The organism is Pseudomonas sp. GW823-FHT04A03 (assembly GCF_058796615.1).
Window position 1 is genome coordinate 268494 of record NZ_JBXAIV010000004.1, and the last position, 26940, is coordinate 295433.

Here is a 26940-nt window from a genome sequence, read left to right on the forward strand (position 1 = left end):
GCTCGTACCTCAACCCCGTCAGTTTGGCGGGGCTTTTTTTTGCCTGAAATAACTGTCGCCTGCACTTTTCCCACAACTTGCGCTGATATAGGCCACGACTTTAGTCCACTTCCTGTCGATATTTTTCAGCGACAGGCAACTAACCTTGGCGCATCAAAGTTGCACCAACAAGTCGGGCAACTTTATTAATCACCAACACTTATTCGAATGGATTCGAACATGCTGAAACCTACTGTCGGCCCGATCATTGGCCACACGACAACTCATCAGGCGCGGATCTTTATCCGCGGCGGACTGCAACATAACGCTGCCGTATTTGCCGGCATCCGTTACCGGATACTGGATTCGAAACAATGGCAGACGGGCCAGTTTGTAAAACTTGATTCAACTCGCGACATGACTGAAGTACTGGTACTCGATCATTTGCAAGCCGACACCGAGTACGAGTACCAGACCGGCTGGTTCAGCCCGATGAGTCCCGTCCACACCATCCACAGCGTGGCGGAGCTGCCGCTGCAATGGCCACGGGAGATCTATCGCCTGCGCACCCGCAGCGGCCAGCCTTTGCAGCCGCGCGCCTACATCCTTGGTTCCTGTCGCTACCTGCGCATGACCTCTGGCATCCCGGTGCTCCCGCATCTGGGCGACCGGATCTTCGCGTCCATCAGCCAGTTGATCGAGGGCGCACAACCGGCGATCAGCGCCATCATGATGTGTGGCGATCAGATCTACGCGGACGATCTGAACCTGTTCGCCCCGGACCGCGACTATGACGACTTCATTGCAAAGTACCGTGCAGCGTTTTCCCTGCCCAATATCCGACGACTGATGTCGGAGACTTCGACTTACATGATTCTTGATGATCATGAAATAGAAGATAACTGGCCAATGAACGCCCACGAGTCCGATGAAACACTGTTTAGCAATGCGATGAAGGCTTACGAACTTTATCAAGCCAGTCATAGCCCTGCTTATTCATCAACAACTAACGGCACAATCGACCGCACTTCACTGAAGCACTACTGGTATCAATTCAGCGACGGCGATATCGAATGGTTTGTGACGGACAGTCGAACTCGCCGCGACTTGTCGAACGACAACCGTCGCATCCTCGATGAAGAACAGGAACAGGTCTTGTGCAAGTGGCTGGTCGAAAGCCCGGCGCGGGTCAAGTTCGTGGTCACCAGCGTCATGTTCTATCCCGACCGCAAAATCAACGGCGATGATGCATGGGCAGGCTTCCCCGAACAGCGCCTGCGCCTGCTGGAAACCATCCGCCGGCATCGACTCAGGAACGTCGTGTTCCTTTCCGGCGATGTGCATGGTTCGCTGACCAGTCGCCTGAGCCACAGCGAAGACCCGGACTTCGAGGTGCACACCGTCGTGTCCTCGCCGCTGAACAACAGCAAACTGCTGCCCTACGCCACGGGCGCGACCTTCACGCTCGACCAGCCGCTGGCGCAGACCGAGGCAGGCGCATACCGGCACGAACTGACCAGCGAGGTCATCAGCCAGGACAACTTTGCGCACATGGTGGTCGAGGCCGGGCGGATCCAGGTCAACTATCACGACCGGGATGGCAGGCACCTGCAATCCATCGATATTCCGTTGCGATGAAATCCAGCGGCACGACCGTTCCGGATGCCCGAAGGCTCTGGAACGGCCATCTCCGCGCTTAATAGCATTAGTTTCCGGCAAGCGCTGGAGAAATGTTCACTGCAGCCGACATATTCTTATAGCACTTGGCCTTCATGTCTCTTGTCAGTCGGTGCCGCAATGATGCAACCTTGCCGCAGGCAACAGTAAAGAGGGCGAGAGCCCGGCGCGTTCAGCAAATTTCCAAGCGAGTTCCCTTCATGAAGAGCCAACCCGATGCCGCCAGCCGTATGGTGGCCGAGGTAGTGACGCAGTTGCCTGTGCCCTCGCGGCTCGGCATGCTGCGTTTCGAGCGCCTGAATGAAGCCAGTTGGGCGATGCTGTTTCTCGATCCCAACTGTGAACGCCAGTTCGGCCAGCCTGCCGTCGAACTCTGCGCCTTGGTCGGCTCACCCTACGCCAGCCTGATGGAGCCCGAAGCGCGCTATCAGCTGCACGACGCGATCCAGCAACAACTCGGCGACAGTCCGCATTATCTGGTGCGCTACACCCTGCACACCGCCGCCGGCGCGCTGAGCATTCTCGAACTTGGTGAAGCCTACAAACAGCACAACCGCCACTTGCTGCGCGGTTACCTGCTGGCGGTCGACAATGTGTTCGACGAAGCACCAACGCTGCCGTCCGTCGATCTGGAAACCCAGAACTCGCGCCTGCAAATCGCCCTTGAGCTCAATCAGCGCGCCCAGCAGGAACAACTGCAACATCTGGAGCGGGTGCGCGCCCAGCAGGATCTGATCCTGCTGCTGGCCCGTCAGCGCTACAGCAGCCAGAATTCCCTGCAAGAAGCCGCCGAACTGATCACCCGCTGCGCCTGCGATATCTACGAAATCGACTGCGCCAGCCTGTGGAACCTTGAAGGCCAGAAGTTGGTGCCGATCTCGGCGTACCACCGCGCCACCCAGGAATACATCCTGCCGGAGGTGATCGACGTCAGCGGCTTCCCCGATTACATGGACGCGCTGCACGGCAGCCGCGCCATCGACGCGCATAACGCGATGCGCGACCCGCGCACCCGGGAAATGGCCGAAGCCCTGCGCCCGCGCGACGTCAACGCCATGCTCGACGCCAGCATCCGCGTCGACGGCCAGGTGGTTGGCGTACTGTGTCTGGAGCAGACCGGCGTCACCCGCGCTTGGCAGTCCGACGAAATCGCCTTTGCCGGTGAACTGGCCGACCAGTTCGCCCAGGTCATCAACAATCACAACCGCCGCACTGCCACCAGCGCCCTGCACCTGTTCCAGCGTGCGGTCGAGCAAAGCGCCAACGCCTTTTTGCTGGTCAACTGCGACGGCGTGGTCGAGTACGTCAACCCGAGCTTTACCGCGATCACCCAGTACACCACCGAGGAAGTCCACGGCCAGCGCCTGTCGGAACTGCCGGCCCTGGAAAACCTCAGCGAGCTGCTGTTCGACGCGCCTTCGGCGCTGGCCAAGAGCAACAGCTGGCAGGGCGAATTCAAGAGCCGCCGCAAGAACCTCGAACCCTACTGGGGCCAGTTGTCGATCTCCAAGGTCTACGGCGACAACCGTGAGCTGACGCACTACATCGGCATCTACGAAGACATCACCCAGACCAAGCTGGCGCAGCAGCGCATCGAGCGCCTAGCGTATACCGACAACCTGACCAACCTCGGCAACCGGCCTGCATTTATCCGCAATCTGGATGAACGCTTCGCCCGAGATAGCGATACCCCGATCAGCCTGCTGCTGGTGGACATCGACAACTTCAAGCGGATCAACGACAGCCTCGGTCACCAGACCGGCGACAAACTGTTGATCAGCCTGGCCCGGCGCCTGCGCAACAGCCTGAGCCCGAGCGGCAGCCTGGCGCGGTTCGCCAGTAATGAATTCGCGGTGTTGCTCGACAACACCGACCTCGAAGCCGGCCAACAGATCGCCAGCCAACTGCTGATGACCCTCGACAAGCCGATGTTCGTCGACAACCAGTTGATCAGCGTCACCGGCTCCGTGGGCCTGGCCTGCGCGCCGCTGCACGGCCGCGACCCGCAGACCCTGATGCGCAACGCCGGTCTGGCCCTGCACAAGGCCAAGGCCAACGGCAAACATCAGGTGCAGGTGTTCACCGAAGCGCTGAACGCCGAGGCCAGCTACAAATTGTTCGTCGAGAACAACCTGCGCCGCGCCCTGACCCAGAACGAGCTGGACGTGTTCTACCAACCGAAGCTGTGCCTGCGCAGCGGTCGGCTGCTCGGCATGGAAGCGCTGCTGCGCTGGAACCACCCGGAGCGCGGCATGATCCGCCCGGACCAGTTCATCAGCGTCGCCGAGGAAACCGGCCTGATTATTCCGATCGGCAAGTGGATCGCCCGCCAGGCCTGCCGCATGAGCAAAGCGCTGACTGCTGCCGGCATGGGCAATCTGCAAGTGGCGATCAACCTGTCGCCCAAGCAGTTCTCCGACCCGGATCTGGTGGCCTCGATCGCCAACATCCTCAAGGAAGAAGCGCTGCCGGCCAATCTGCTGGAACTGGAGCTGACCGAAGGCCTGCTGCTGGAAGCCACAGAAGATACTCACTTGCAGCTCGACCAGCTCAAGCGCCTGGGCCTGACCCTGGCGATGGACGACTTCGGCACCGGTTACTCGTCGCTCAGCTACCTGAAAAAATTCCCGATCGACATCATCAAGATCGATCGCAGCTTCATCCATGAAATCCCGGACAACCAGGACGACATGGAAATCACCTCCGCCGTGATCGCCATGGCCCACAACCTGAAACTCAAGGTCGTGGCCGAAGGCATCGAGACCGCCGAGCAGCTGGCGTTCCTGCGCCGGCACCGCTGCGACGTCGGCCAGGGCTACCTGTTCGACCGGCCGATTCCGGGCGGCGAGCTGATCCAGGCGCTCAAGCGCTACCCGCGCGGCCCGCTCTGCCTGTAGATCCCAAGACAGTACCCGCACATTTTGCCTAGTGATTAACCGGGCATCATTGGGCACACTGGCGGTCAGACTTTTTACATCCCATCCTGACTGAGAGGAACGATCATGGTTCTGCGCTCGGAAATTCTGGTGAACAAAAACGTGCTACCAACTAAAGAACAAGCTCTGCCTGGCCGCGAAACCGCAATGACCCTGCCTGAAAAGCACTTCGTGTTCGAAGACACGCCGCTGCTCGGCCCGTTTTTCGAAGACGTCGACTTCGCGATCTTCGGTCTGGGCTGCTTCTGGGGTGCGGAACGCCGCTTCTGGCAGCGCGAAGGCGTGGTCAGCACCGTGGTCGGTTACGCCGGCGGTTACACGCCGAACCCGACCTACGAAGAAGTCTGCTCGGGCCTGACCGGTCACGCTGAAGTGGTGCTGGTGGTGTATGACAAGGCCAAGGTCAGCTACGAAGAGCTGCTGGCGATGTTCTGGGAATTGCACAACCCGACGCAGGGCATGCGCCAGGGCAATGACATCGGCACTCAGTACCGCTCGGTGATCTACGCGACCCATCCGGAGCAACTGGATGCGGCGCTGAAGAGCAAAGCCGTTTATCAGGCTGAGCTGTCGAAGGCAGGTCTGGGTGAAATCAGCACCGAGATTGAACAGGCGCCGACCGTTTACTTCGCCGAAACCTATCACCAGCAGTATCTGGCGAAAAATCCGGAAGGCTACTGCGGGATTGGCGGCACCGGCGTTTGCATGCCACCGAGTCTGGCGGGTAACTGACCACCTCGGCTGACCGCGACCACTGATCGTTCCCACGCTCCGCGTGGGAATGCAGCCCGGGACGCTCCGCGTCCCAACAGCGGACGCAGAGCACGGGAACGATCACTTACGTGGGAACGATCGGTCAGTGATCAGCTCTCGGCGATCAACCAGTCCATCTGCCACCCACCCTGGGTTTGCCCAAGCTTTTTGGACAGCCACGGCAGCAGCTCACGCAATTCTTCCTCCAGCCCCCACGGCGGATTGGCAATCGCCAGACCAGAGCCGTTCAGGCTGTTCGGCGTGTCCAGCGGATGCACCAGCAGCTCGACCCGCAGCAACTTCGGCGCACCGGTGCCGGCCAGATCCTGATAGAAACGACGCAATGCGCGCTGATCCTTCACCGGATACCAGATCGCGGCCACGGTTTGGCGCATCCGGCCGATGGCCTCTTTCATCGAGGCTGCACAGCGCTGCATTTCATCGAGCTGTTCGAACGGCGGATCAATCAGCATCACCGCGCGCTTCTCCTGCACCGGCAACATCGCGCGGGCGACATGCCAGCCCTCGCCCAGATGCACCTTCACCCGACGATCGCCGGCCATGTTGTCCTTGAGCAGAACGCCGTCTTCGGGGTGCTTCTCGTTGAGCATCACCCGGTCCTGCGGTCGAGTCAGACGCCGCGCCAGCTCCGGCGAACCGGGGTAATAGCGCAACTGGCCATCCGGGTTCATCTCGTGCAGCACTTTCATGTAGTCAGCGGTCAGCGCCGGCAGATCCGGCTGATCCCACAACCGCGCGATGCCTTCCAGGTACTCGCCGGTACGGTTGGCCTGATCGCCCTGCAGGTCATACAGACCGATGCCGGCGTGGCTGTCGAGATAGGCAAACGGCTGCTCCTTGCGCGACATCAAGGCGATGAGGCGGGTCAAGGTCAGGTGTTTGAACACATCGGCGTGATTGCCGGCATGGAAGGCGTGACGATAATTCATGGCTGCTCCTGCGAGGGCCGTGAAGTTTACCTTTTACCGGGCGGCAAGTCAGGGGTTGGGGGCTGAGTGGGTGGTCTTGCTGTCGGGTACATCCTTGAGAGCCCCCTGAGGTAGATGGGATCTAAGGCAAAAGCAACATCAAGAAACAACTCGCCATAGATACTCTTCATCTCTTGAACAAAGGGAATGCGAAGATCGGTCGCACTTAAAACCTGTAAAGAGGGACATTTACATGGGAAGAAAGGTGATCGGAATCGGCGCTCCGACCTCAACCGGTGGCGCAGTGCTGGAAGGGAACGCCGGAATCAACATTGATTACGCCGTAAGCACATCCTCCATCGGCCACATGGCCAGCTGTCCGGCATGCAGTGCAGGCAAAGGCCCTATTGTGGCAGTCGGCCCTCGAACAGTTACATTACCCGCCGGACCGGTCGCACTCGAAGGTGATTACATCGCCTGCGGCTGTCCACCAAAATCCAACACGCTCTTGTTCGGTCAATCGTCTGTTTATGGTGGCGGTGAACATAGTGCTGCGAGCTTCTCTGCGATAAGCAGCCTTATTCCAAAGCCCAAAACCATACAACGAATAACCTTCTCGTACGGGGAAAGCCAAACTCCCGTGGACTCTGTGTCGCGTTTCTATACCGACCTCAATATTCACGTAAAAACATCCGGCTATTCACCCGGTGAAACGGTAACTGTCACGATCAGTGGCGCGACAGAAAAGACGTTGTCGGGCACTGTCGGAGCGAAAGGAATCGCGATCATCCCGAATGCTTTTCAAGGCGAAGCATTCGATATGGAAGGAGAGATCTAATGGCACAGGTCAATATCAGTTCAGGCGGCGTGACCTCCAATATCGTCGTCAAAAGGCCAAAATTCAGCACGCTGTGGACGGCCTACGCAGAGGTCGGCCTTAAAAGCTCAATAGATGTTTATGCGCTTGTCGGGGGCAATGTCGAGGCTGCCAGAGCAGAAAAACCGGACGCCTATGCAAACGCTTGCGCTCTGAGGATAAGCAGAGGATTCAACTACGGCGGTTACAAAATCCCCAAAGGAACGATCATTCCCAGCAAATCCATCTATCGTCTGGCCGGCGCTGATCAGCTCCCCTACATCATGAAAGTCGCGGACTTTCTGGCTTTCCTCAAACACAATTGGGGAACTCCCGATCACGAGTTGACGCTGAGCAACGCAGACTTCATCAATGGCAAGAAGGGCGTCATTATCATGGAGATCACGGGATGGAGCGATGCGACGGGCCATGCGACTTTATGGAATGGTAGCGCCACCGGAGATAACAGCGACTACCATCGTCCCGATAGCCATACCTATGACCGGCCAGACGTAAAGCTGGAAAAAATCAACTTCTGGGAGTTAAAGGGATGAAATTCCAGCTACTCGTCGCACTAGGCATTCTGGGTATTTCCGGAAGCGCCCTTTCAGGTGAGGCCGAAGTAAACAGTGCAAGAATCTCACTGAAGAATTACGGACTCGCCAACTGCATATCGAATCAATTCAAGTCTGAGTCCGACATAAAATCGGATCTTGGACTCGCTATTGGCGCCTACTCGGCGATGGGTAAGGGGCAACACGTGATACTGCAGAATGAAGATACGCTGGAGGTCACGCATGATCCGTATGCTGAGACTGAGAAATACATGGCTGGCGCCTACCTTAAAACGTCCTCAACCAGCAAACAGACTGGTAAAAACATAGTGTTCTATTCTTGTCTGGAAATTTATAACTCGCCGGAATTTGACGCTTTCATCAAGTCGCAGGATCAGTATCTGCAAAACTGAAATCTTCTCGCCTGACTAAATGATCCTTTCAAACCGATGCTGGAAGAATCGCTGGAAAGGGCTGAGAGTGAAGTCTTGCTAATGATCGTTCCCACGCTCCGCGTGGGAATACCTACAGGGACGCTCCGCGTTCCAGGCGTCCACCGCAGTTGTGGCTGATTCCCCATGCGACGCGGAGCGTCACGGGCTGCATTCCCACGCAGAGCGTGGGAACGATCGAGTCAGGACGGTATGGCGTGTAGGCGCTTGCCAATCACATCCAAGACATCACATCCGTCACGCAGCGGAATCACGCAGAGCTGGGCGAAGTCGCTCAGGATGACCGAGTCGCACTCGACCGAGCCGCGCATGCACATGTTTTCCAGGACCTGGATCACGGCGCGGATGCGGTAGTTGGCGGCGTCCATCAGGATGTCGAGCGGGGCGTGGGTGTCGATGAACAGGGTGGGCATGTCGTTGCAGTTACTGGTCAGCGCCATGAGGCGGTTATCGGGGTGGGGGATGAAGGGTTCGTAGGGTGGATCTGGATGAAGCGTGCTCATTGTTTAATCCTCTGGTAGTGAAAGAGGCGCACACCGTTTCCCTCCTACAGGATTGGGTGGCAGCCATGCGCGGGGTAGGAGGACTGAGACCAGAGCACTCAGCCACGCCGAAGCGTGCCCGCGCATAACCGCCGCAAAGGATCTTACGGTCGCGTGAAGACTGCCGCAAATCGGGCAACGACGCTTATGCACTGCTCTGAAATCAGGGCTCCTACGCCCTGTCTCCACACTTGCGGAGACAGCCAAAGACTATCCCCGCACCACCGCGCCCACCAGTTCACGCAAACCGCCGCAACTCGCAGGAAACGTCCGAAGCCTTTGCCCGGAAATTTCACTCTGATTCGTCCCGCAAGTAGTCCAGCAGTGCCGAAGCCGACGATTCGTCTGACGCTGAAACCGCAAAGAACCTGACAACCTTGCAGCGCAAGACATCGGCTGGGAACGCTTCGAACAACGCCGGTTGCTCCTCGCTCAACCACTGCAAGGCGTTGTTGATCCGGGCATCTTCGCCGAACTGCGCCAGCAGCTTTTCCGGCACCGACCACCAAGGAAACTCCCGACCCGAGACCCGCGCCCTGCCCCCGATCTCGACGGCCTGACCGTTGATCAAGCCTCGCGTCAGGACCGGCAGCAATTGCCCGGCATCCACCTCGGGCGACTCAAGGATCGGCAACAAAAACCGCCCATCCCAAAACCGAAAGAACACCGCTTTCCCGTCCGGCATCAGCACCTGGGTCAAACTGCGAAAATGCTCGACCACCGTCTCAAGCCCCACCGAAGAAACCGCCAGCCAACCCCAGTCGCGGGATTCGGTGTTCGCCACCCAATCCAGAAACTCACTGCCTACGTCGACGATTCCCACGTAGGGCATCACCGCATCCCACTCGGCATAAATCGTTTCCGCCCAGACCGGTTTCGGCATCTGCGCTTTCAGCGGCCGGGCCTTCAGTGGCTCTGCCGCACTGGCGCTACTGAAAACCGCGAACAACTGCTCCGACGGCTTCAGCGGCACATCCTTCAACCATTGTTCAGGCTGCACAGACACCACCCTTGCAGCGCTCGCATTCTTCGCAGAACGGCGCGTCTCCTTTAAGGCTCATGATTTGCGCGGCAGTCAGAATCGCAGCCGGTGCTGCCACCAGTTTTTCCGGCAACCCCGGCACTGTCGGTGCCGCGCTCATCGCCGCCATCGGCGCACCACCCACCACAATCGGCACGCTGCTGAAAATCCCGCCCGGGCCGATGTTGATCCACTGCCCGCCCGCCTGAATCGTCGCGCTCGCCCCGCCGTCGATCACCACTTGCTGGCCGGCGCTAACGTGGAATTGAGCGCTCGCGTTAATCGCCTGATTGCTCACGCGGATGTGCCGGTCGCCGGTCACAGTGAGGTGGTCGTCCTGTTTCACCTCGGTCTGACGCTGGCCGTGGGTGATGCGCTGTTCGTCGGCCTTCAGTTCGTGTTTAGCGAGGCCAGTGACGACAACACTGCGCTGGTTATCCACCTGCACCTGTTGATCATTCAGCACATGCTGCGTCCAGTTTCGCTGGGCGCGCAGGTAGATTTCCTCGGCGCCTTTGCGATCTTCGATGCGCAATTCGTTGTAGCCCCCACCGCCGGGACTACTCTGGCTGCGGAAAATACTGCGGGTCTTGTCGGCCGGCAGATCGAGCGGCACCGGCGTGGCGGCGTTCGGCAGGCAACCCATGACCAGCGGTTTGTCGGCATCGGAATCGATGAAACCCACCAGCACTTCCATGCCGACCCGCGGAATCAGCACGCTGCCATAACGGTCATGAGCCCAGCCGCTGGCGACCCGCAGCCAGCAGCTGGAATGCTCGTTGAGTTCACCGTCGCGATCCCAGGCCAGTTGCACCTTGACCCGACCGTACTCATCGCAATGGATTTCACTGTCTTGCGGGCCCGTGACCACGGCTGGCTGATAACCAAGCATCCGTGGTTTTTCCGGGCCCATCGGCGGGCGGAAGAACACGTCCCACGGAGTGGCGAGAAAGGTATTACGGTAACCCCGGAATTCATCACCGTCGCTGGTCACCGATTCCTCCAGCACTTGCGGCTGTCGGCCTTGGTGCTCGATAGCGGTCAGCAACCAGAGGTCATTCAAATCCTGGCGCGGATGCTCGGTCAGTTGCAGGAAATGTCCGCTGACCAAGGCTGATTGATCGCTGCGCCCCTCGGCCTGACGGTAGTCGGCGACATGCCGCTCAAGCGTGCGCTGGGCCAGTTGCTTGCCAGTGGCGCGATCGGTGAACTGGCCGGGGAAATGGTAATCCTCCAGCACCGGGCGCTGTTCGCTTTCCACCCAACTCTGCAGCGACAGACGTGGTTTGGTGAAGTCGTAATCACGTCGGGTGACCACGCTGGTGCGGGTTTCCACCCGAACGGTGAAGCGCTTGATCGCCGGTGCCGTCGCAGCCATGCCGCTGCCCGGCAGGTACAGCGTCGGCTCGGCCAGACGCGGGAATACCGTTTGATCGTCGCCGAACACCAACAGATGCCCGTCCGGGCTGTGCTGAAAGTGGAAATGAATACCCACTTCGACACACAGCCTTTGGATGAACGCCAGATCACTCTCGGCGTACTGCACGCAATATTCTCGGGGCGGGTAATCGCTGCCGAGGCGAAATTCGAAGGCATCGCGCAGGATCGCGTGGTCCTTGAGGATCTGCGTCACGATCTGCGGCACGCTTTGGTGCTGGAAAATTCGCTGGTTGATCCGGTGACCCAGATAGGCCAGACGCGGAACGAGGCTGACGTGATAGCGGGTCAGACGCTTGCCGGAATCCCCCTGCCCGACCCGATAGATCTGACCGTGGATACCGGAGCCGTCTTCATCAAAACTCAGAAACGCCTGACAGTGCAGCAGGCTTTCCAGATCCAGATCCGGCCGTTCACTGACCAGTTCCAGGTCAAAGCGAAAGGGTTGGCTGATGGCTTCCTTGCCCGTGAACTCAAGGACTTTGAGATCAAACTGGGCGCCTTCGACGGTCAACGTGAAACGCGGTTGATTGGCAGGCGCGAACATCCGATGTCTCTCTGCAGTATGAAGGCGGGCGATTCTGCATGAGGGGCAAGGGGTGCAGGATGGGTGACTGAAAAATCAGATTCCCCCTACTTGAAACTTCGATCTCCCCTTCAAGAATTGGCGCATTCGACTACAGACTTTGCCTTCAGATAAATCGCAGGCAATAAAAAACGGCCCGCTTCCTGGTAGGAAACGGGCCGTTTTCTTGTGAGCCTCAGCTCATTTCCATCACTTGTTCAGATGGAAATCCTTCTCGGCCGCTTCAAAGCGCTGAACCATGCCGGCGCTCGGCTGGCCCATCAGGCTGACGAAGTAGATCGCCAGGCTGGCGAAGATGAAGCCCGGGATGATTTCGTACAGACCCAGCAGTTCGAAATGCTTCCACACAATCACGGTGATCGCGCCGACCAGAATGCCGGCCAGTGCGCCGTCACGGGTCATTTTCTTCCAGATCACCGAGATCAGTACGACCGGACCGAAGGCTGCACCGAAACCGGCCCAGGCGTAGGACACCAGACCCAGCACGCGGTTGTCCGGGTTGGCGGCCATCGCGATGGCGATCAGTGCAACCAGCAGCACCATGGCGCGACCGACCCATACCAGCTCGACTTGCGAGGCGGATTTACGCAGGAAAGTCTTGTAGAAGTCTTCGGTCAGGGCGCTCGAGCACACCAGCAACTGGCAGCTCAGGGTGCTCATCACGGCAGCCAGAATGGCCGACAGCAACACACCGGCAATCCACGGGTTGAACAGCAGCTTGGCCAGTTCGATGAACACACGCTCGTGGTTCTCGGTCACTGGGCCAGCGACTTCCGGGTGCGCCGAGAAGTAAGCGATACCGAAGAAGCCCACGGCCACGGTGCCGCCCAGGCACAGGATCATCCAGGTCATGGAAATGCGACGGGCGTTGGCGATGGATTTCACCGAGTCAGCAGCCATGAAGCGCGCCAGGATGTGTGGCTGGCCGAAGTAGCCCAGGCCCCAGCCCATCAGCGAGATGATGCCGATGAAGGTGGTGTTTTTCAGCATGTCGAAGTTGCTTGGATCTTGCGCTTCGATGGCCAGGAACGTGGTATCGACGCCGCCGGTGGCCAGCAGCACGATGATCGGCGTCAGCAGCAGGGCGAAGATCATCAGGGTGGCTTGTACGGTGTCGGTCCAGCTGACCGCGAGGAAACCGCCGACGAAGGTGTAGGCAATTGTCGCTGCAGCACCGGCCCACAGCGCGGTCTCGTAGGACATGCCGAAGGTGCTTTCGAACAAACGGGCACCGGCAACGATGCCGGAAGCGCAGTAGATGGTGAAGAACACCAGAATCACGACCGCCGAAATGATCCGCAGCAGGCCGCTTTTGTCTTCGAAACGGCTGGCGAAGTAGTCCGGCAGGGTCAGCGCATCACCGTTGTGTTCGGTCTGAACACGCAGACGACCGGCGACGAACAGCCAGTTCAGGTAGGCACCGACGATCAGGCCGATGGCGATCCAGCTTTCGGACAGACCGGACATGTAGATGGCGCCCGGCAGGCCCATCAGCAACCAGCCGCTCATGTCGGAAGCGCCGGCGGACAATGCGGTCACCACGCTGCCCAGGCTGCGGCCGCCCAGAATATAGTCGGAAAGGTTGTTGGTGGAGCGATAGGCCATGAAGCCGATCAGCACCATTGCTGCGATGTAGATCACGAACGTGATCAGGGTTGGATTGCTTGCGCTCATTACGTACGTGCCCTGGCTTTGTTTTTATGTAGCGGCGGCGGTTGCACCGTTTGCAGACTGACGTCTGACAGACGATTCGCACGGCCGCGCATTTATGACCAATGTTTCCCCAGGAAAGCCATTGGCCGGTACACCGGGTTTCCCGGTTGCACCTTGGGCGCGAATCCTATGCAACAAAGCAAAACAGGTGCAACCAGTTTCTTGAGAATTAGTTGCACCTACGTCGGATTTTTCACTGGAAACCGCCGGTTTTGCACCGTTCCAGCGCAGCAGCACCTCGCCATCTGCCTTGAAAGCACCCATCTAGAGCATTCGTTTCAAAGCTGAAAATTATTCCTGACAAGCTGCCGAATATTCCGACAAAAAAAGGGTTGCACCCGGTTGCACCTCTTTCGGCGCGCGGCTAATCTTGCCGCCAGCTGTTGTCGCGCAACTGCGGCACCTATGAGGATAAAAATATGGCTACCACCACCCTTGGGGTCAAACTTGACGACCCGACCCGCGAGCGCCTGAAGGCCGCCGCAACCTCGATTGATCGCACGCCGCACTGGCTGATCAAGCAGGCAATTTTCAATTACCTGGAAAAACTCGAGGGTGGTGCAACCCTGACCGAGCTGAACGGTTTGACCGCCAAGGACGCCGACGACGCGGGCGAAGTCCATACCGATCACGCTCACCAATGCTTCCTTGAATTCGCCGAAAGCATCCTGCCGCAATCGGTGCTGCGCGCTTCGATCACCGCCGCTTACCGTCGCCCTGAGCCGGAAGTCGTGCCGATGCTGATCGAGCAGGCTCGTCTGCCCGCACCGATGGCCGAAGCCACTAACAAGCTCGCCGCAACCATCGCGGAAAAACTGCGTAACCAGAAGAGTGCCGGCGGTCGTGCAGGCATTGTTCAGGGCCTGCTGCAGGAATTTTCCCTGTCGTCCCAGGAAGGCGTGGCGCTGATGTGCCTGGCCGAAGCGCTGCTGCGCATCCCGGACAAGGGCACTCGCGATGCACTGATCCGCGACAAGATCAGCACCGGCAACTGGCAGCCGCACCTGGGCAACAGCCCGTCGCTGTTCGTTAACGCGGCGACCTGGGGCCTGCTGCTGACCGGCAAACTGGTTTCCACTCACAACGAAGCCGGCCTGACTTCGTCCCTGAGCCGCATCATCGGCAAGAGCGGCGAGCCGATGATCCGCAAGGGCGTCGACATGGCCATGCGCCTGATGGGCGAGCAGTTCGTGACCGGCGAAACCATCGCCGAGGCCCTGGCCAACGCGAGCAAGTTCGAAGCCAAGGGCTTCCGTTATTCCTACGACATGCTGGGTGAAGCGGCGCTGACCGAACACGACGCCCAGAAGTACCTGGCCTCGTACGAACAAGCCATCCACTCGATCGGCAAAGCGTCCCACGGCCGTGGGATTTATGAAGGCCCGGGCATTTCGATCAAGCTGTCGGCCCTGCACCCGCGTTACAGCCGCGCCCAGTACGAGCGCGTGATGGACGAGCTGTACCCGCGCCTGTTGTCGCTGACCCTGCTGGCCAAGCAATACGACATCGGCCTGAACATCGACGCCGAAGAAGCCGACCGCCTGGAGCTGTCGCTGGATCTGCTCGAGCGCCTGTGCTTCGAGCCGCAACTGACTGGCTGGAACGGCATCGGTTTCGTGATCCAGGCCTACCAGAAGCGTTGCCCGTACGTGATCGACTACGTGATCGACCTGGCTCGCCGCAGCCGTCATCGCCTGATGATCCGTCTGGTGAAAGGCGCGTACTGGGACAGCGAAATCAAGCGCGCCCAGGTCGAAGGCCTGGAAGGCTATCCGGTCTACACCCGCAAGGTGTACACCGACGTTTCCTACATCGCCTGCGCCCGCAAACTGCTGTCGGTGCCGGAAGTCATCTACCCGCAATTCGCCACGCACAACGCCCACACCCTGTCGGCGATTTATCACATCGCCGGTCAGAACTATTACCCGGGCCAGTACGAATTCCAGTGCCTGCACGGCATGGGTGAACCGTTGTACGAGCAGGTTGTAGGCAAGGTTTCCGAAGGCAAGCTGAACCGTCCGTGCCGCGTGTACGCCCCGGTCGGCACCCACGAAACCCTGCTGGCGTACCTCGTACGTCGTCTGCTGGAAAACGGCGCCAACACCTCGTTCGTCAACCGCATTGCCGACCAGTCGATTTCGATTCAGGAACTGGTGGCCGATCCGGTTGCGCAGATCGAGCAGATGGCGACCGTGGAAGGCGGTTTCGGCCTGCCGCACCCGCGCATTCCGCTGCCGCGTGACCTTTATGGTTCCGAGCGCGCCAACTCCAGCGGCATCGACATGGCCAACGAACATCGTCTGGCCTCGCTGTCCTGCGCCCTGCTGGCCACCGCGCACAACAACTGGAAAGCCGCGCCGATGCTCGGTTGCGCCTCCAGCAACGAAGCGCCGGCACCGGTACTGAACCCGTCCGATCTGCGTGACGTGGTCGGCCACGTACAGGAAGCCACCGTCGAAGACGTCGACAACGCCATTCAATGTGCCCTGAACGCCGCTCCGATCTGGCAGGCCACCCCGCCCGCCGAACGTGCCGCGATTCTGGAACGCGCCGCTGACCTGATGGAAGGCGAGATCCAGCCGCTGATGGGCCTGCTGGCCCGCGAAGCCGGCAAGACCTTCGCCAACGCCATCGCCGAAGTCCGCGAAGCCGTCGACTTCCTGCGTTATTACGCGGTGCAGGCACGCAACGATTTCAGCAACGATGCCCACCGCCCACTGGGCCCGGTGGTCTGCATCAGCCCGTGGAACTTCCCGCTGGCGATCTTCAGCGGTCAGGTTGCCGCCGCACTGGCAGCCGGTAACCCGGTGCTGGCCAAACCGGCCGAACAGACTCCGCTGGTGGCTGCACAAGCCGTGCGTCTGCTGCTCGAAGCCGGGATTCCGGAAGGCGTGCTGCAACTGCTGCCGGGTCGCGGTGAAACCGTCGGCGCCGGTCTGGTCGGCGATGAGCGCGTCAAAGGCGTGATGTTCACCGGTTCCACTGAAGTCGCCCGTCTGCTGCAACGCAACATCGCCGGTCGCCTCGACAACCAGGGCCGTCCGATTCCGCTGATCGCCGAAACCGGCGGCCAGAACGCGATGATCGTCGACTCTTCGGCACTGACCGAACAAGTAGTGATCGACGTGGTGTCGTCGGCCTTCGACAGCGCCGGCCAGCGTTGCTCGGCCCTGCGCGTCCTGTGCTTGCAGGAAGATTCCGCAGATCGCGTCATCGAAATGCTTAAAGGTGCGATGGCTGAAAGCCGTCTCGGCAACCCGGAGCGCCTGTCGGTAGACATCGGCCCGGTGATCGACGCCGAAGCCAAGGCCGGTATCGAGAAGCACATCCAGGGCATGCGCGACAAAGGTCGCAACGTGTACCAGGTGGCCATCGCCGATACCGAGGAAGTCAAACGCGGCACCTTCGTCATGCCGACCCTGATCGAACTGGAAAGCTTCGACGAGCTGCAACGCGAGATCTTCGGCCCGGTGCTGCACGTGGTGCGCTACAAGCGTAAAGAGATCGACCAGTTGATCGCCCAGATCAACGCCTCCGGTTACGGCCTGACCCTCGGCGTGCACACCCGCATCGACGAAACCATCGCCAAGGTCATCGACAACGTCAACGCCGGTAACGTCTACGTCAACCGCAACATCGTGGGTGCCGTGGTCGGCGTCCAGCCGTTCGGTGGTGAAGGTTTGTCGGGTACTGGCCCGAAAGCCGGTGGCCCGCTGTACCTGTACCGTCTGCTATCGACGCGTCCTACCGATGCCATCGAACAATCCTTCGCTCGCGGTGATGCTGCCGTGGCACCGGACGTTCGTTTGCGCGACGCCATGAGCAAACCGCTGACCGCCCTGAAAACCTGGGCCGACAGCAACAAGTTCGCCGACCTGAGCACCCTGTGCGTGCAGTACGCAGCGCAGTCGCAAAGCGGTATCACCCGCGTACTGGCCGGCCCGACCGGCGAGAAGAACAGCTACGCGATCCTGCCCCGCGAGCACGTGCTGTGCCTGGCGGACATCGAAGGTGATCTGCTGACCCAGCTCGCGGCGGTACTGGCAGTGGGCGGTTCGGCGGTCTGGCCGGAATCCGACACCAGCAAGGCATTGTTCGCACGCCTGCCGAAGGAAATTCAGGCGCGGATCAAACTGGTTTCCGACTGGAACAAGGACGACGTGGTGTTCGATGCGGTTCTGCATCACGGCCACTCCGACCAGTTGCGTGCGGTCTGCCAGCAGATCGCCAAGCGTGCCGGCGCTATTGTTGGGGTTCAAGGCCTGTCCCAGGGCGAGACCAACATTGCGCTGGAGCGTCTGGTGATCGAGCGCGCGCTGAGCGTCAACACTGCGGCAGCGGGCGGTAACGCCAGCCTGATGACCATCGGTTAATCAGCGACTCCGTCAGTAACATAAAAATGGGCGCCCTCACCGGCGCCCTTTTTTTTGGCCTCTCCATCACCGTTATCAATCTTCCTGTTCAGCCTTTATTCGCACGCCTAGACTCGGCCCATTCCAAAAAAAGGTAGGCCGCCATGTCCGAGACGCTGCTCAGTTCCCGCAATCTGGCTTTCGAGCTGTACGAAGTCCTCGATGCCGAGGGCCTGACCCGGCGCGAGCGGTTTGCCGAGCACAACCGCGAAACCTTCGATGCCGCCATCGGCACGGCGCGCAACATCGCCGAGAAGTACTTCGCACCGCACAACCGCAAGGGCGACGAGAACGAGCCGCGCTACGAGAACGGTCAGGCGATTCTGATTCCCGAGGTGAAACCGGCGGTGGATGCCTTCCTCGAAGCCGGATTCCTCAACGCTGCGCGCAGTTTCGACGCCGGCGGCATGCAACTTCCTACACTGTTGTCCCAGGCCTGCTTCGCCCACTTCCAGTCGGCCAACGCGGCGTCGACCTCGTATCCGTTCCTGACTATGGGTGCGGCCAACCTGATCGAAAGTTTCGGCACCGAAGAGCAGAAGCAGCGCTTCCTGCAACCGATGATCGACGGCCGCTTCTTCGGCACCATGGCCCTGACCGAACCCCATGCCGGTTCGTCGCTGTCGGATATTCGTACCCGCGCGGAACCTGCGTCCGACGGCACCTATCGCCTCAAGGGCAACAAGATCTTCATTTCCGGCGGCGATCACCCGCTCTCGGAAAACATCGTGCACATGGTGCTGGCCAAGCTGCCGGACGCGCCGGCCGGGGTGAAGGGGATTTCGCTGTTTATCGTGCCCAAGTTTCTGGTCAACGATGACGGCAGCCTCGGCAAGCGCAACGACGTGTTGCTGGCCGGGCTTTTTCATAAAATGGGCTGGCGCGGAACGACGTCCACGGCGCTGAACTTCGGCGATAACGGTGAGTGCGTCGGCTATCTGGTAGGCAAGCCGCATCATGGCTTGAGCTACATGTTCCAGATGATGAACGAGGCGCGGATCGGCGTTGGCATGGGCGCGGTGATGCTCGGATACGCCGGTTATCTGTACTCGCTGGAGTACGCTCGCGAACGTCCGCAAGGCCGGGTGCCGGACAGCAAGGATCCGACGACGGCGCCGGTGGCGATCATTCAGCACGCGGATGTCAGACGCATGCTGCTGACACAGAAATCCTACGTCGAAGGAGCGTTCGATCTCGGTCTGTACGCGGCGCGACTGTTCGATGACACCACCACGCTGGAAACCGAGGCCGAACGCAAACAGGCCCATGAACTGCTGGATTTGCTGACGCCGATCGTCAAATCCTGGCCATCGGAGTACTGCCTGAAAGCCAATGAACTGGCGATCCAGATTCTCGGTGGCCACGGCTACACCCGCGAATACCCGGTGGAGCAGTACTACCGCGACAACCGCCTGAACCCGATCCACGAAGGCACTCACGGCATTCAGTCGCTGGACTTGCTCGGGCGCAAACTGGCGCAGAACGGCGGCGCCGGGCTCAAGCAACTGATTCGCCTGATCGCCGACACCGCCGAGCGCGCGGTGGGGTACGAATCATTGACCGCATTGCGTGAGCCGTTGGAGAAACTGGTCGCGCGCCTACAGACGGTGACCATTGGTCTGCTGACGGATCTGGCTCAGGGCAAGGTCAACAGCAGCCTGGCGAATTCGGCGTTGTACCTGAAGGTGTTCGGGCACACGGTGATTGGCTGGCGCTGGCTGGAGCAGGCGATTCGCGCCGAGGAAGGGTTGGCCAAGGGGAATATGGCGGATGTCGACTTCTATAAAGGCAAGTTGCAGGCGGCGCGGTATTTCCTGACGTGGGAAGTGCCGGGGTGCCAGCATGAGCTGGCGTTGCTGGAGGCCCGCGATGACGTGTGTTTGTCGATGCAGGACAGTTGGTTCTGAACCGGATTCCTATTGGATCAAGCTTCCAAGGTGAAAAATAAAAAAGGGGAATTATTCAATAAAAAATCAAAAGAACCTACCGTACAAAACTTAAATCCTTGGCACACCTGTAATTTCTGACAGGTTACGAATTTCACTTCTCCGAGTAACGTGAAGCCGAGCTGGCCATCACATCCAGCACAAGAACAATTCGGAGAATAGAAATGAACACAGTCAACAATACAGATTCAAAGGTCGAAGTTTCTTCTGATACATGGCTACTAAAAACAAGTACCGGTAGTTCAATAAACATCGACGACGAACGGTATCAAGTCGTCGGAAAGTTTTATCACGCGATCCCAGACAGCAGCACCCACAGTCTGGAGGTCAAGCTATTGAATCCACAAAAAGACCTTAGCCTCACCACGACCCATCCGATCAACAGCGAAACGTTAACACTCAACGTCAACGCCGGAGACCTTGTATACAGAAACGTATCTACTCCCGGCCAAGGACCCGGTTATTACCTAGTAGCGGGAAAATCCATGGCTATCACCAAAGAAAGCCACACGATACAAGTTAACTACGATCCATTTGTCACATTCCCATAATTTTTGTTAGCGGAACGTGCAGGTGCAGGTGCCTCCTACACTGAGGCACCACTTCAGTAACTTCGGCCACCCTCTCTTTCATTCAAAAAAACAAAATGGGCGTAGATGTTCAACTCAACTTGAACCCACCCATCTGCCGCGCCAGATCATCCGCCAACCGCTGCAACATCTGACAATCCTCACGACACGCCCGAACCTCCCCCGCCGTCGCCCGCGCCAGATCGGAAATCCCCTGCACGTTGCGGTTGATCTCTTCGGTCACCGCCGACTGCTCCTCGGTCGCCGTCGCCACCTGATGGTTCATGTCGCTGATGCGCTCGACCTGCCCGGTAATCGCAGTCAAAGAAGCCCCGGTACGCTGACTCGATTCAACGCCTGTCCCCGTCGCGGCCTGCCCGGTGCGCATCGATGAAACCGCATTCTCCGCGCCCTGCTTGAGGCTGCCGATCATCTGCTGAATCTCGTCGGTAGACGCCTGAGTCCGTCGCGCCAATGTCCGCACTTCATCAGCCACCACCGCAAAACCACGCCCCATGTCCCCGGCTCGCGCCGCTTCAATCGCCGCGTTCAACGCCAAAAGGTTGGTCTGCTCGGACACCCCGCGAATCACCGCCAGCACCTGATCGATCGACGCCACCTGATGCGCCAGCTCCCCCACTGCGCCGGCGGCGACGCCAATTTCATCGGACATGCTTTCTATATGGCGAATCGAGCCCCCGACCACTTCCCGCGCCTGCATCGCTTCATCGCGGGCAGTTTGCGAGGCGAGCGCCGCATTACCGGCGTTCTGGGCAATTTCCTGCACGGTCAGGCCCATCTCGTGGACGGCGGTGGCGACCATGTCGGTCATTTCCTGCTGGCGACCTGAACGTTCGGCGGTGTTATCCACAACCCTGGCCACCTGGCCGACGGCAACGCGCAGACGCTCGCTGGTGGTGAGCACTTCACCGATCATCCCGCGCTGGCTGTCGAGGAAACGGTTGAAGCCCCGAGCGAGGTCGCCCAGTTCATCGGCGCGGCTGGAATCTAACCGATGGGTCAAATCTCCACCACCGCTACCGATTGCTACCAGCGCAGCTGTTACCTGACGAATCGGTCGCACCAATCCCTGAGCCAGCCAGATCACCAGCGCCAGGCAAACCAGTGCCACCGCCAGACCGATGCCGCTGCTCATCCACATCGCCCGGCGGGCTTCGGCGTAGATCTGCGACTGTGGCACTTCGGCCACCAGGGTCCAGCCGAGGTCGCGCAAAGGCAGGCTGAAGGCGAGGAAGTCTTCACCGTCGCGCTGGAAGCTGCTGTTGGCGGCCACTTTGTGGCCCATGACCGCTTGCGCCGCGTTGGCGCCGATCTGCTCCGTGAGGGTGCGCTTGCCGCTGAACTGCGCCTCGGGATGGACCTGGATCAAACCGTCGGAACGCACGAGATAGACCTTCCCGCGCTCGCCGAAACTGAAATTGTGGATCAGCTCCGACAGCTCTTTCATGCTCAGCCCAAGCCCCGCAACGCCGACCACTTTGCCGGCCTGCTCCACCTTCAAATCGATGAACAGCGCCAGCTCTCCGGTGGCCCCGTCGTTGTCGATGTTCAGGGTTCGCGGCTGATTGCTGTCGAGGAAGGAATAGAACCAGGCATCGGCCGGTTTGGATCGGCTGAGGGTGCGATCCAGGCCTTTTTCGGTGATGTAGTGATTGGATTCGGTGCCGATGATCAGCGCCGTAAACGCCTTGTGTTCGGCGCGGATGCCTTCCAGATACTGCGCGAAGCCAGCCGTTTTGCCGGAGTCTTCACCATTGGCCAGCCAGTCGCGGACCATCGTGTTGCTGGCGATGTCCTTGGCGGCGGTGAGGGGTTGAACGAGGATTCGTTCGATGTCGTTGCGCGTCGCTTCGATGCTCGACGGCAGCGCCTGTTCGACCAGATAGCTCTGGGCGAGGCGGTTGACCACCAGGGTATAAATGCCAACCACGATCAGAATGCTGACCAGCAGGGCGGTGCCCATACCGAGGATCAGCTGCCACTGAATACTGCGACGCCAGAACTGCATGGAGCACCCCCAAAGAATAAGAGGCTGAAACACTGCAACAGCCGTGCCGATTGTATACAACGAAATCGACAATCTTATTCTTTGGTTGTGCGCAACCCATCAACCCTGATTGATGGTCTTGGCGATGGTCTCGACCGTGGCGCTGACTTGCTCTTGGTAACGCTCGAGTTCTTCCTGATGCTGCTTCTTCATTTCAATCTGCTGCGAGCACAGATTCATCGCCGCCAGCACCAGCAGGCGGTCACCGATCAGCGTCGGGTATTTGCGTTTGGTCTCGGCCAGTGCGGCCTTGAGCATCAATGCGGCGTCCAGCAGGGTCTGTTCTTCCCCGGCCGGTGCCTTGATCGAATAGTCCTCCCCCATGATGGAGACGACTTTTACCCCTGCTATGCCGTGGCTCATGCGCTGACAGGACCTGCGTTGACGCGATCAACCAGGGCCTGGATGCGCGCGGCGGTGGCGCCGTGCTTTTCTTCCTGTTCCATCAGGCTCAGTTGCAGGCTTTCGTTTTCATCCTTGGCCTGGGCCAGTTCCGTGGACAGGGTCTGGTTGGTTTCCGACAGGGTCTGGTTCTGTTGCACCAGATCACTGACGAGCTGTTCCAATTGGCTGAGGGATGCTTCCAACATTTTGATCTTCCAGGGCATTTTCAAAGGGCGCGTACGATAAAGAAAAGTCGTCGTTGACGCCAGGGTTAAACCGGCGCAAGGCCTTGATTTTCCTGGCGGCTCGACTGTTCTTGCGAGTCTTAGAGACTGTCATCTGCCGATCTGGTTCCTGCACTTCGTCGCTTGCGTGTGGATGCGACAAATACGCGCACCGACTCAAGACTTTAGTCGTATGACCGATAAGTCATCCAACAGCAGTCTCAGCCCGCATGGATGCGGCCCTTCCTGGTATACGCCCCATGTCCCTTCGAAATATGAATATCGCCCCCCGGGCGTTCACCGGCTTCGCCCTGATCGGCGGCCTGATGCTGATTCTCGGTGTGTTCGCACTGAACCAGATGAGCAAAATCCGCGGCGCCGCCGAAAACATCACTACCACCAGCGTGCCGAGCATCAAGAACCTCGACGAGTTCACTCAGTTGACCCTGCGTCTGCGGGTGCTGTCGTACCGCTTGCTGGTAAACCGTGAGCCGGACGTCCAGCAGAAAACCGTCGAACTGCTGGAAATGCGCAACCAGCAGATCCGCAAGGCCCAGACCGATTACGAGCCGTTGATCGGCAGCCCGGCCGAGCGTGCAGCCTACGACCAGTACGTGCAGTTGCTGGGTCAGTACCGCCAGATCGAAGACCGGATGAAAACCCTGTCGCGCAACAACCAGGTGGATGAGCTGCGCAACCTGCTGAACACCCAGTTGCTCGACAACTCCGAGGCGATGAACACCGTGCTCAACCGCCTGATGCAGATCAACGGCGAGCAGATCAGCAATACCAACCAGCAAGCCGCCGAGCAATATTCTTCGGCCTTCAATCTGGTGGTGACGCTGCTGGTGATCGCTACCGGCCTGACTTTCCTGTTCGCCTGGTTGCTGACCGTCAGCATCACCAAGCCGATCTCCAAAGCACTGGATGCGGCGGAAACCATCGCCGAAGGCAACCTGACCCAGCCGATCCACGTTGACGGCACCGACGAAGCCGGGCGCCTGCTGGCGGCCATGGCCAAGATGCAGTCGAAGCTGCGCGACACCCTACAGCGGATTTCCGGCTCGGCCACCCAACTGGCGTCCGCCGCCGAAGAGCTGAACAGCGTCACCGACGAAAGCGCCCGTGGTCTGACCCAGCAGAACAACGAGATCGAGCAGGCCGCCACGGCGGTCAACGAGATGACCAGCGCTGTTGAAGAAGTTGCACGCAACGCCGTCAGCACTTCGGAAGCCTCGAAGAACGCCACCACCTCCGCCGGCGACGGCCGTGATCTGGTGCAGGAAACCGTCAGCGCCATCGAACGCATGAGCGCCGACGTGCAGAGCACCGCGACCCTGATCGGCGATCTGGCCAACGAATCCCGTGACATCGGCAAGGTGCTGGACGTGATCCGTGGCCTGGCTGACCAGACCAACCTGCTGGCACTCAACGCTGCCATCGAAGCAGCCCGTGCCGGTGAAGCCGGTCGTGGTTTTGCCGTGGTGGCTGACGAAGTCCGTGCCCTGGCCCACCGCACCCAGCAGTCGACCAGCGAAATCGAGCGCATGATCGGCAGCATCCAGAGTGGCACCGAACACGCCGTGGATTCGATGCGCAACAGCACCGAGCGCGCCGAGTCGACCCTGAACATCGCCCGTGGCGCCGGCCTGTCGCTGGACACCATCAACACGGCCATCGTCGAAATCAACGAGCGCAACCTGGTGATCGCCAGCGCCGCTGAAGAGCAGGCGCAAGTGGCGCGGGAAGTGGATCGTAATCTGGTGAACATCCGCGATCTGTCGGTGCAATCGGCGACCGGGGCGAATCAGACCAGTGCGGCGAGTAATGAGCTGTCGCGTCTGGCGCTGGATCTGAACAATATGGTTGGGCGGTTTAGCCTCTGAGATAGAAGCCCCCTTTTGATCATTCCCACGTCGAGAGGTTGATCGTTCCCACGCTCTGCGTGGGAATACAGCCCGGGACGCTCTGCGTCCCAAAAGCGGACGCAGAGCGTCCATTGAGGCATTCCCACGCGGAGCGTGAGAACGATCGCCTCCCCTGGTACAAAACCTTTTTGACAGCATCACATTTCAACAGGTTAGAATCGCTGGCACGCAGACTGCATGGTCAGTTTGTGCCCGTCTTTCCGCTTCTGGAGTACTGCCTTTGAATGCGACGACCATCAACAGCCTGTTCTTGATCGGCGCGTTGCTGGTAGGCGCAAGCATTCTTGTCAGCTCCCTCTCTTCCCGTCTCGGCATCCCGATTCTGGTGATCATCCTCGCGGTCGGCATGACTGCCGGGGTCGATGGCGGCGGCATCATTTTCGATAACTACCCGACGGCCTATCTGGTCGGCAACCTCGCACTGGCGGTGATCCTGCTCGACGGTGGCTTGCGAACCCGGGTGTCCAGTTTCCGCGTGGCCTTGTGGCCGGCCTTGTCGCTGGCCACGGTCGGAGTGCTCATCACCACCGGCCTCACCGGCATGGCCGCTGCGTGGCTGTTCGACCTCAATCTGATTCAAGGCCTGCTGATCGGCGCCATCGTCGGTTCCACGGATGCCGCGGCGGTGTTCTCGCTGCTCGGCGGCAAGGGCCTGAACGAGCGGGTAACCGCCAGCCTGGAAATCGAATCCGGCAGTAACGACCCGATGGCGGTGTTCCTCACCGTGACCCTGATCGACATGCTCGCCAGCGGCCAGACCGGCCTGCACTGGAGCCTGCTGACCCATCTGATCCGCGAGTTCGGCATCGGTGGCGTGATCGGTCTGGGCGGTGGCTGGCTGATGCTGCAACTGGTCAACCGGATCAATCTGGCGGCCGGTCTGTATCCGATTCTGGTGATCGCCGGCGGTCTGGTGGTGTTCGCCCTGACCAACGCCCTGCACGGCAGCGGCTTCCTCGCCGTTTACCTGTGCGGTCTGGTGATCGGCAACCGGCCGGTGCGCAGTCGTCACGGCATCCTGCACATGCTCGACGGCATGGCGTGGCTGGCGCAGATCGGTATGTTCCTGGTGCTGGGACTGCTGGTCACTCCGCATGACCTGCTACCGATCGCCTTGCCTGCCCTGGGTCTGGCGCTGTGGATGATTCTGTTCGCACGGCCGCTGTCGGTGCTGGTCGGGCTGCTGCCGTTCAAGGCCTTCCATGGCCGCGAGAAAGCCTTCATTTCCTGGGTTGGCCTGCGTGGCGCGGTACCGATCATTCTGGCGGTGTTCCCGCTGATGGCCGGGTTGCCGAATGCGCAGCTGTACTTCAACCTCGCCTTCTTTATCGTGCTGGTGTCGCTGCTGGTGCAGGGCACGAGCCTGCCGTGGGTGGCCAAGCTGCTCAAGGTGACGGTGCCGCCGGAGCCGGCGCCGATCTCCCGTGCCGCCCTCGAAGTACACGTCACCAGCGAGTGGGAGCTGTTCGTTTACAAGCTCGGCGCGGAAAAATGGTGCATCGGCTCACCCCTGCGCGAGCTGAAAATGCCCGAAGGCACACGTATCGCCGCCCTGTTTCGCGGTCAGCAACTGCTCCATCCGTCGGGTAGTACGGTGCTGGAAGTCGATGATTTGCTGTGTGTTATCGGCCATGAACACAACCTTCCGGCCCTCGGAAAACTGTTCAGCCAGGCGCCGCAACGCGGCCTCGATCTGCGCTTCTTCGGCGACTTCGTACTCGAAGGAGATGCCCAGCTCAAAGCGGTTGCCGCCCTGTATGGTCTACCGGCAGAAGGCATTGATCCGGACATGACCCTGGGCCACTTCATTGCCCAGAAAGTCGGCGGTGCTCCGATCGTTGGCGACCAGGTGGAATGGAACAACACCCACTGGACGGTTGCGGTCATGGACGGGAACAAGATCGGCAAAGTGGGCGTCAGATTCCCCGAAGGAAGTCGCCCGGGCCCCGGGCTCTTCCTCTAAACTGCGTCCAC

General features: G+C 59.7%; 20 protein-coding genes and 1 pseudogene. 11 read left to right on the forward strand and 10 right to left on the reverse strand.

Translation table 11 applies throughout. From position 1 onward, the window contains the following. Positions 1-219 precede the first annotated feature (219 nt). From AC1Q9F_RS13845 to msrA, 3 genes are all read left to right on the forward strand, one after another. The gene (locus tag AC1Q9F_RS13845; protein ID WP_492620093.1) at positions 220-1617 is read left to right on the forward strand and encodes an alkaline phosphatase D family protein; all 1398 of its coding nucleotides are present in this window, start codon (positions 220-222) and stop codon (positions 1615-1617) included. A 239-nt stretch (positions 1618-1856) separates the two neighbouring features. Next, on the forward strand, positions 1857-4553 hold the full coding sequence (locus AC1Q9F_RS13850; RefSeq protein ID WP_492620092.1) for a putative bifunctional diguanylate cyclase/phosphodiesterase: 2697 nt from the start codon (positions 1857-1859) through the stop codon (positions 4551-4553). A gap of 105 nt (positions 4554-4658) precedes the next feature. After that, on the forward strand, positions 4659-5324 hold the full coding sequence (gene msrA, locus AC1Q9F_RS13855; RefSeq protein ID WP_007952303.1) for a peptide-methionine (S)-S-oxide reductase MsrA: 666 nt from the start codon (positions 4659-4661) through the stop codon (positions 5322-5324). Positions 5325-5455: 131 nt separating this feature from the next. On the opposite strand, the gene AC1Q9F_RS13860 is transcribed toward msrA, so the two are convergent. Beyond that, positions 5456-6295 carry a 23S rRNA (adenine(2030)-N(6))-methyltransferase RlmJ gene (locus tag AC1Q9F_RS13860; protein WP_007952304.1) on the reverse strand — a complete coding sequence of 280 codons (840 nt, stop codon included), beginning with the start codon at positions 6293-6295 and terminating at the stop codon, positions 5456-5458. 232 nt (positions 6296-6527) lie between these two features. Here AC1Q9F_RS13860 and AC1Q9F_RS13865 point away from each other — a divergent pair, with 232 nt between their 5' ends. The 3 genes from AC1Q9F_RS13865 to AC1Q9F_RS13875 are packed head-to-tail and all read left to right on the forward strand — an operon-like array spanning position 6528 to position 8097. Further along, on the forward strand, positions 6528-7112 hold the full coding sequence (locus AC1Q9F_RS13865) for a PAAR domain-containing protein (RefSeq protein ID WP_127796711.1): 585 nt from the start codon (positions 6528-6530) through the stop codon (positions 7110-7112). Then, positions 7112-7684 carry a type VI secretion system amidase effector protein Tae4 gene (locus tag AC1Q9F_RS13870; RefSeq protein WP_492620091.1) on the forward strand — a complete coding sequence of 191 codons (573 nt, stop codon included), beginning with the start codon at positions 7112-7114 and terminating at the stop codon, positions 7682-7684. The genes AC1Q9F_RS13865 and AC1Q9F_RS13870 overlap by 1 nt, the downstream gene beginning before the upstream one ends. After that, positions 7681-8097 (forward strand): T6SS amidase immunity protein Tai4 family protein, encoded by a 417-nt coding sequence (locus AC1Q9F_RS13875; RefSeq protein ID WP_492620090.1) that lies wholly within the window; start codon positions 7681-7683, stop codon positions 8095-8097. Before AC1Q9F_RS13870 ends, AC1Q9F_RS13875 begins: the two co-directional genes overlap by 4 nt. A gap of 221 nt (positions 8098-8318) precedes the next feature. Here AC1Q9F_RS13875 and AC1Q9F_RS13880 read toward each other — a convergent pair whose 3' ends face one another. The 5 genes from AC1Q9F_RS13880 to AC1Q9F_RS13900 form a co-directional block, all read right to left on the reverse strand. Then, the gene (locus AC1Q9F_RS13880; RefSeq protein ID WP_074689599.1) at positions 8319-8639 is read right to left on the reverse strand and encodes a hypothetical protein; all 321 of its coding nucleotides are present in this window, start codon (positions 8637-8639) and stop codon (positions 8319-8321) included. A 331-nt stretch (positions 8640-8970) separates the two neighbouring features. After that, positions 8971-9678 carry a DUF4123 domain-containing protein gene (locus AC1Q9F_RS13885; RefSeq protein WP_207984816.1) on the reverse strand — a complete coding sequence of 236 codons (708 nt, stop codon included), beginning with the start codon at positions 9676-9678 and terminating at the stop codon, positions 8971-8973. Beyond that, complete coding sequence (locus tag AC1Q9F_RS13890; protein WP_492620089.1) at positions 9668-11683, reverse strand: type VI secretion system Vgr family protein; 2016 nt, start codon at positions 11681-11683, stop codon at positions 9668-9670. Before AC1Q9F_RS13890 ends, AC1Q9F_RS13885 begins: the two co-directional genes overlap by 11 nt. Before the next feature lie 228 nt (positions 11684-11911). Next, positions 11912-13396 (reverse strand): sodium/proline symporter PutP, encoded by a 1485-nt coding sequence (putP, locus tag AC1Q9F_RS13895; protein WP_007952308.1) that lies wholly within the window; start codon positions 13394-13396, stop codon positions 11912-11914. Positions 13397-13420: 24 nt separating this feature from the next. Further along, entirely contained in the window at positions 13421-13699 is a 279-nt protein-coding gene (locus AC1Q9F_RS13900) for a hypothetical protein (protein ID WP_492620088.1), read from the reverse strand. A 155-nt stretch (positions 13700-13854) separates the two neighbouring features. On the opposite strand from AC1Q9F_RS13900, the gene putA reads away from it, so the two are divergent. The 3 genes from putA to AC1Q9F_RS13915 all read left to right on the forward strand — a co-directional run bounded on the left by putA (position 13855) and on the right by AC1Q9F_RS13915 (position 20344). Further along, a complete protein-coding gene (putA, locus tag AC1Q9F_RS13905; protein ID WP_492620087.1) occupies positions 13855-17808 on the forward strand; it encodes a trifunctional transcriptional regulator/proline dehydrogenase/L-glutamate gamma-semialdehyde dehydrogenase in 3954 nt (1317 codons plus the stop codon). 143 nt (positions 17809-17951) lie between these two features. Beyond that, positions 17952-19754, forward strand: a complete 1803-nt coding sequence (locus tag AC1Q9F_RS13910; protein WP_492620086.1) for an acyl-CoA dehydrogenase — start codon at positions 17952-17954, stop codon at positions 19752-19754. 203 nt (positions 19755-19957) lie between these two features. Continuing rightward, positions 19958-20344, forward strand: coding sequence for a hypothetical protein (locus tag AC1Q9F_RS13915; protein ID WP_492620085.1), 387 nt, complete (start codon positions 19958-19960; stop codon positions 20342-20344). Positions 20345-20453: 109 nt separating this feature from the next. Here AC1Q9F_RS13915 and AC1Q9F_RS13920 read toward each other — a convergent pair whose 3' ends face one another. The 4 genes and pseudogenes from AC1Q9F_RS13920 to AC1Q9F_RS13935 form a co-directional block, all read right to left on the reverse strand. Further along, positions 20454-21299, reverse strand: coding sequence for a methyl-accepting chemotaxis protein (locus AC1Q9F_RS13920; protein WP_427115172.1), 846 nt, complete (start codon positions 21297-21299; stop codon positions 20454-20456). Positions 21300-21320: 21 nt separating this feature from the next. Next, positions 21321-22391 (reverse strand): annotated as a pseudogene (locus AC1Q9F_RS13925) (cache domain-containing protein); the annotation flags it as partial. A gap of 99 nt (positions 22392-22490) precedes the next feature. Further along, positions 22491-22793 carry a cell division protein ZapA gene (locus tag AC1Q9F_RS13930; RefSeq protein ID WP_207984812.1) on the reverse strand — a complete coding sequence of 101 codons (303 nt, stop codon included), beginning with the start codon at positions 22791-22793 and terminating at the stop codon, positions 22491-22493. After that, positions 22790-23020 carry a hypothetical protein gene (locus AC1Q9F_RS13935; RefSeq protein ID WP_007952320.1) on the reverse strand — a complete coding sequence of 77 codons (231 nt, stop codon included), beginning with the start codon at positions 23018-23020 and terminating at the stop codon, positions 22790-22792. The genes AC1Q9F_RS13930 and AC1Q9F_RS13935 overlap by 4 nt, the downstream gene beginning before the upstream one ends. 278 nt (positions 23021-23298) lie before the next feature. Here AC1Q9F_RS13935 and AC1Q9F_RS13940 point away from each other — a divergent pair, with 278 nt between their 5' ends. Together AC1Q9F_RS13940 and AC1Q9F_RS13945 are read left to right on the forward strand one after the other, a co-directional pair. Continuing rightward, positions 23299-24924, forward strand: a complete 1626-nt coding sequence (locus AC1Q9F_RS13940) for a methyl-accepting chemotaxis protein (protein WP_207984811.1) — start codon at positions 23299-23301, stop codon at positions 24922-24924. Positions 24925-25186: 262 nt separating this feature from the next. After that, positions 25187-26929, forward strand: a complete 1743-nt coding sequence (locus AC1Q9F_RS13945) for a potassium/proton antiporter (RefSeq protein ID WP_007952327.1) — start codon at positions 25187-25189, stop codon at positions 26927-26929. The last annotated feature ends 11 nt before the right edge of the window (positions 26930-26940 follow it).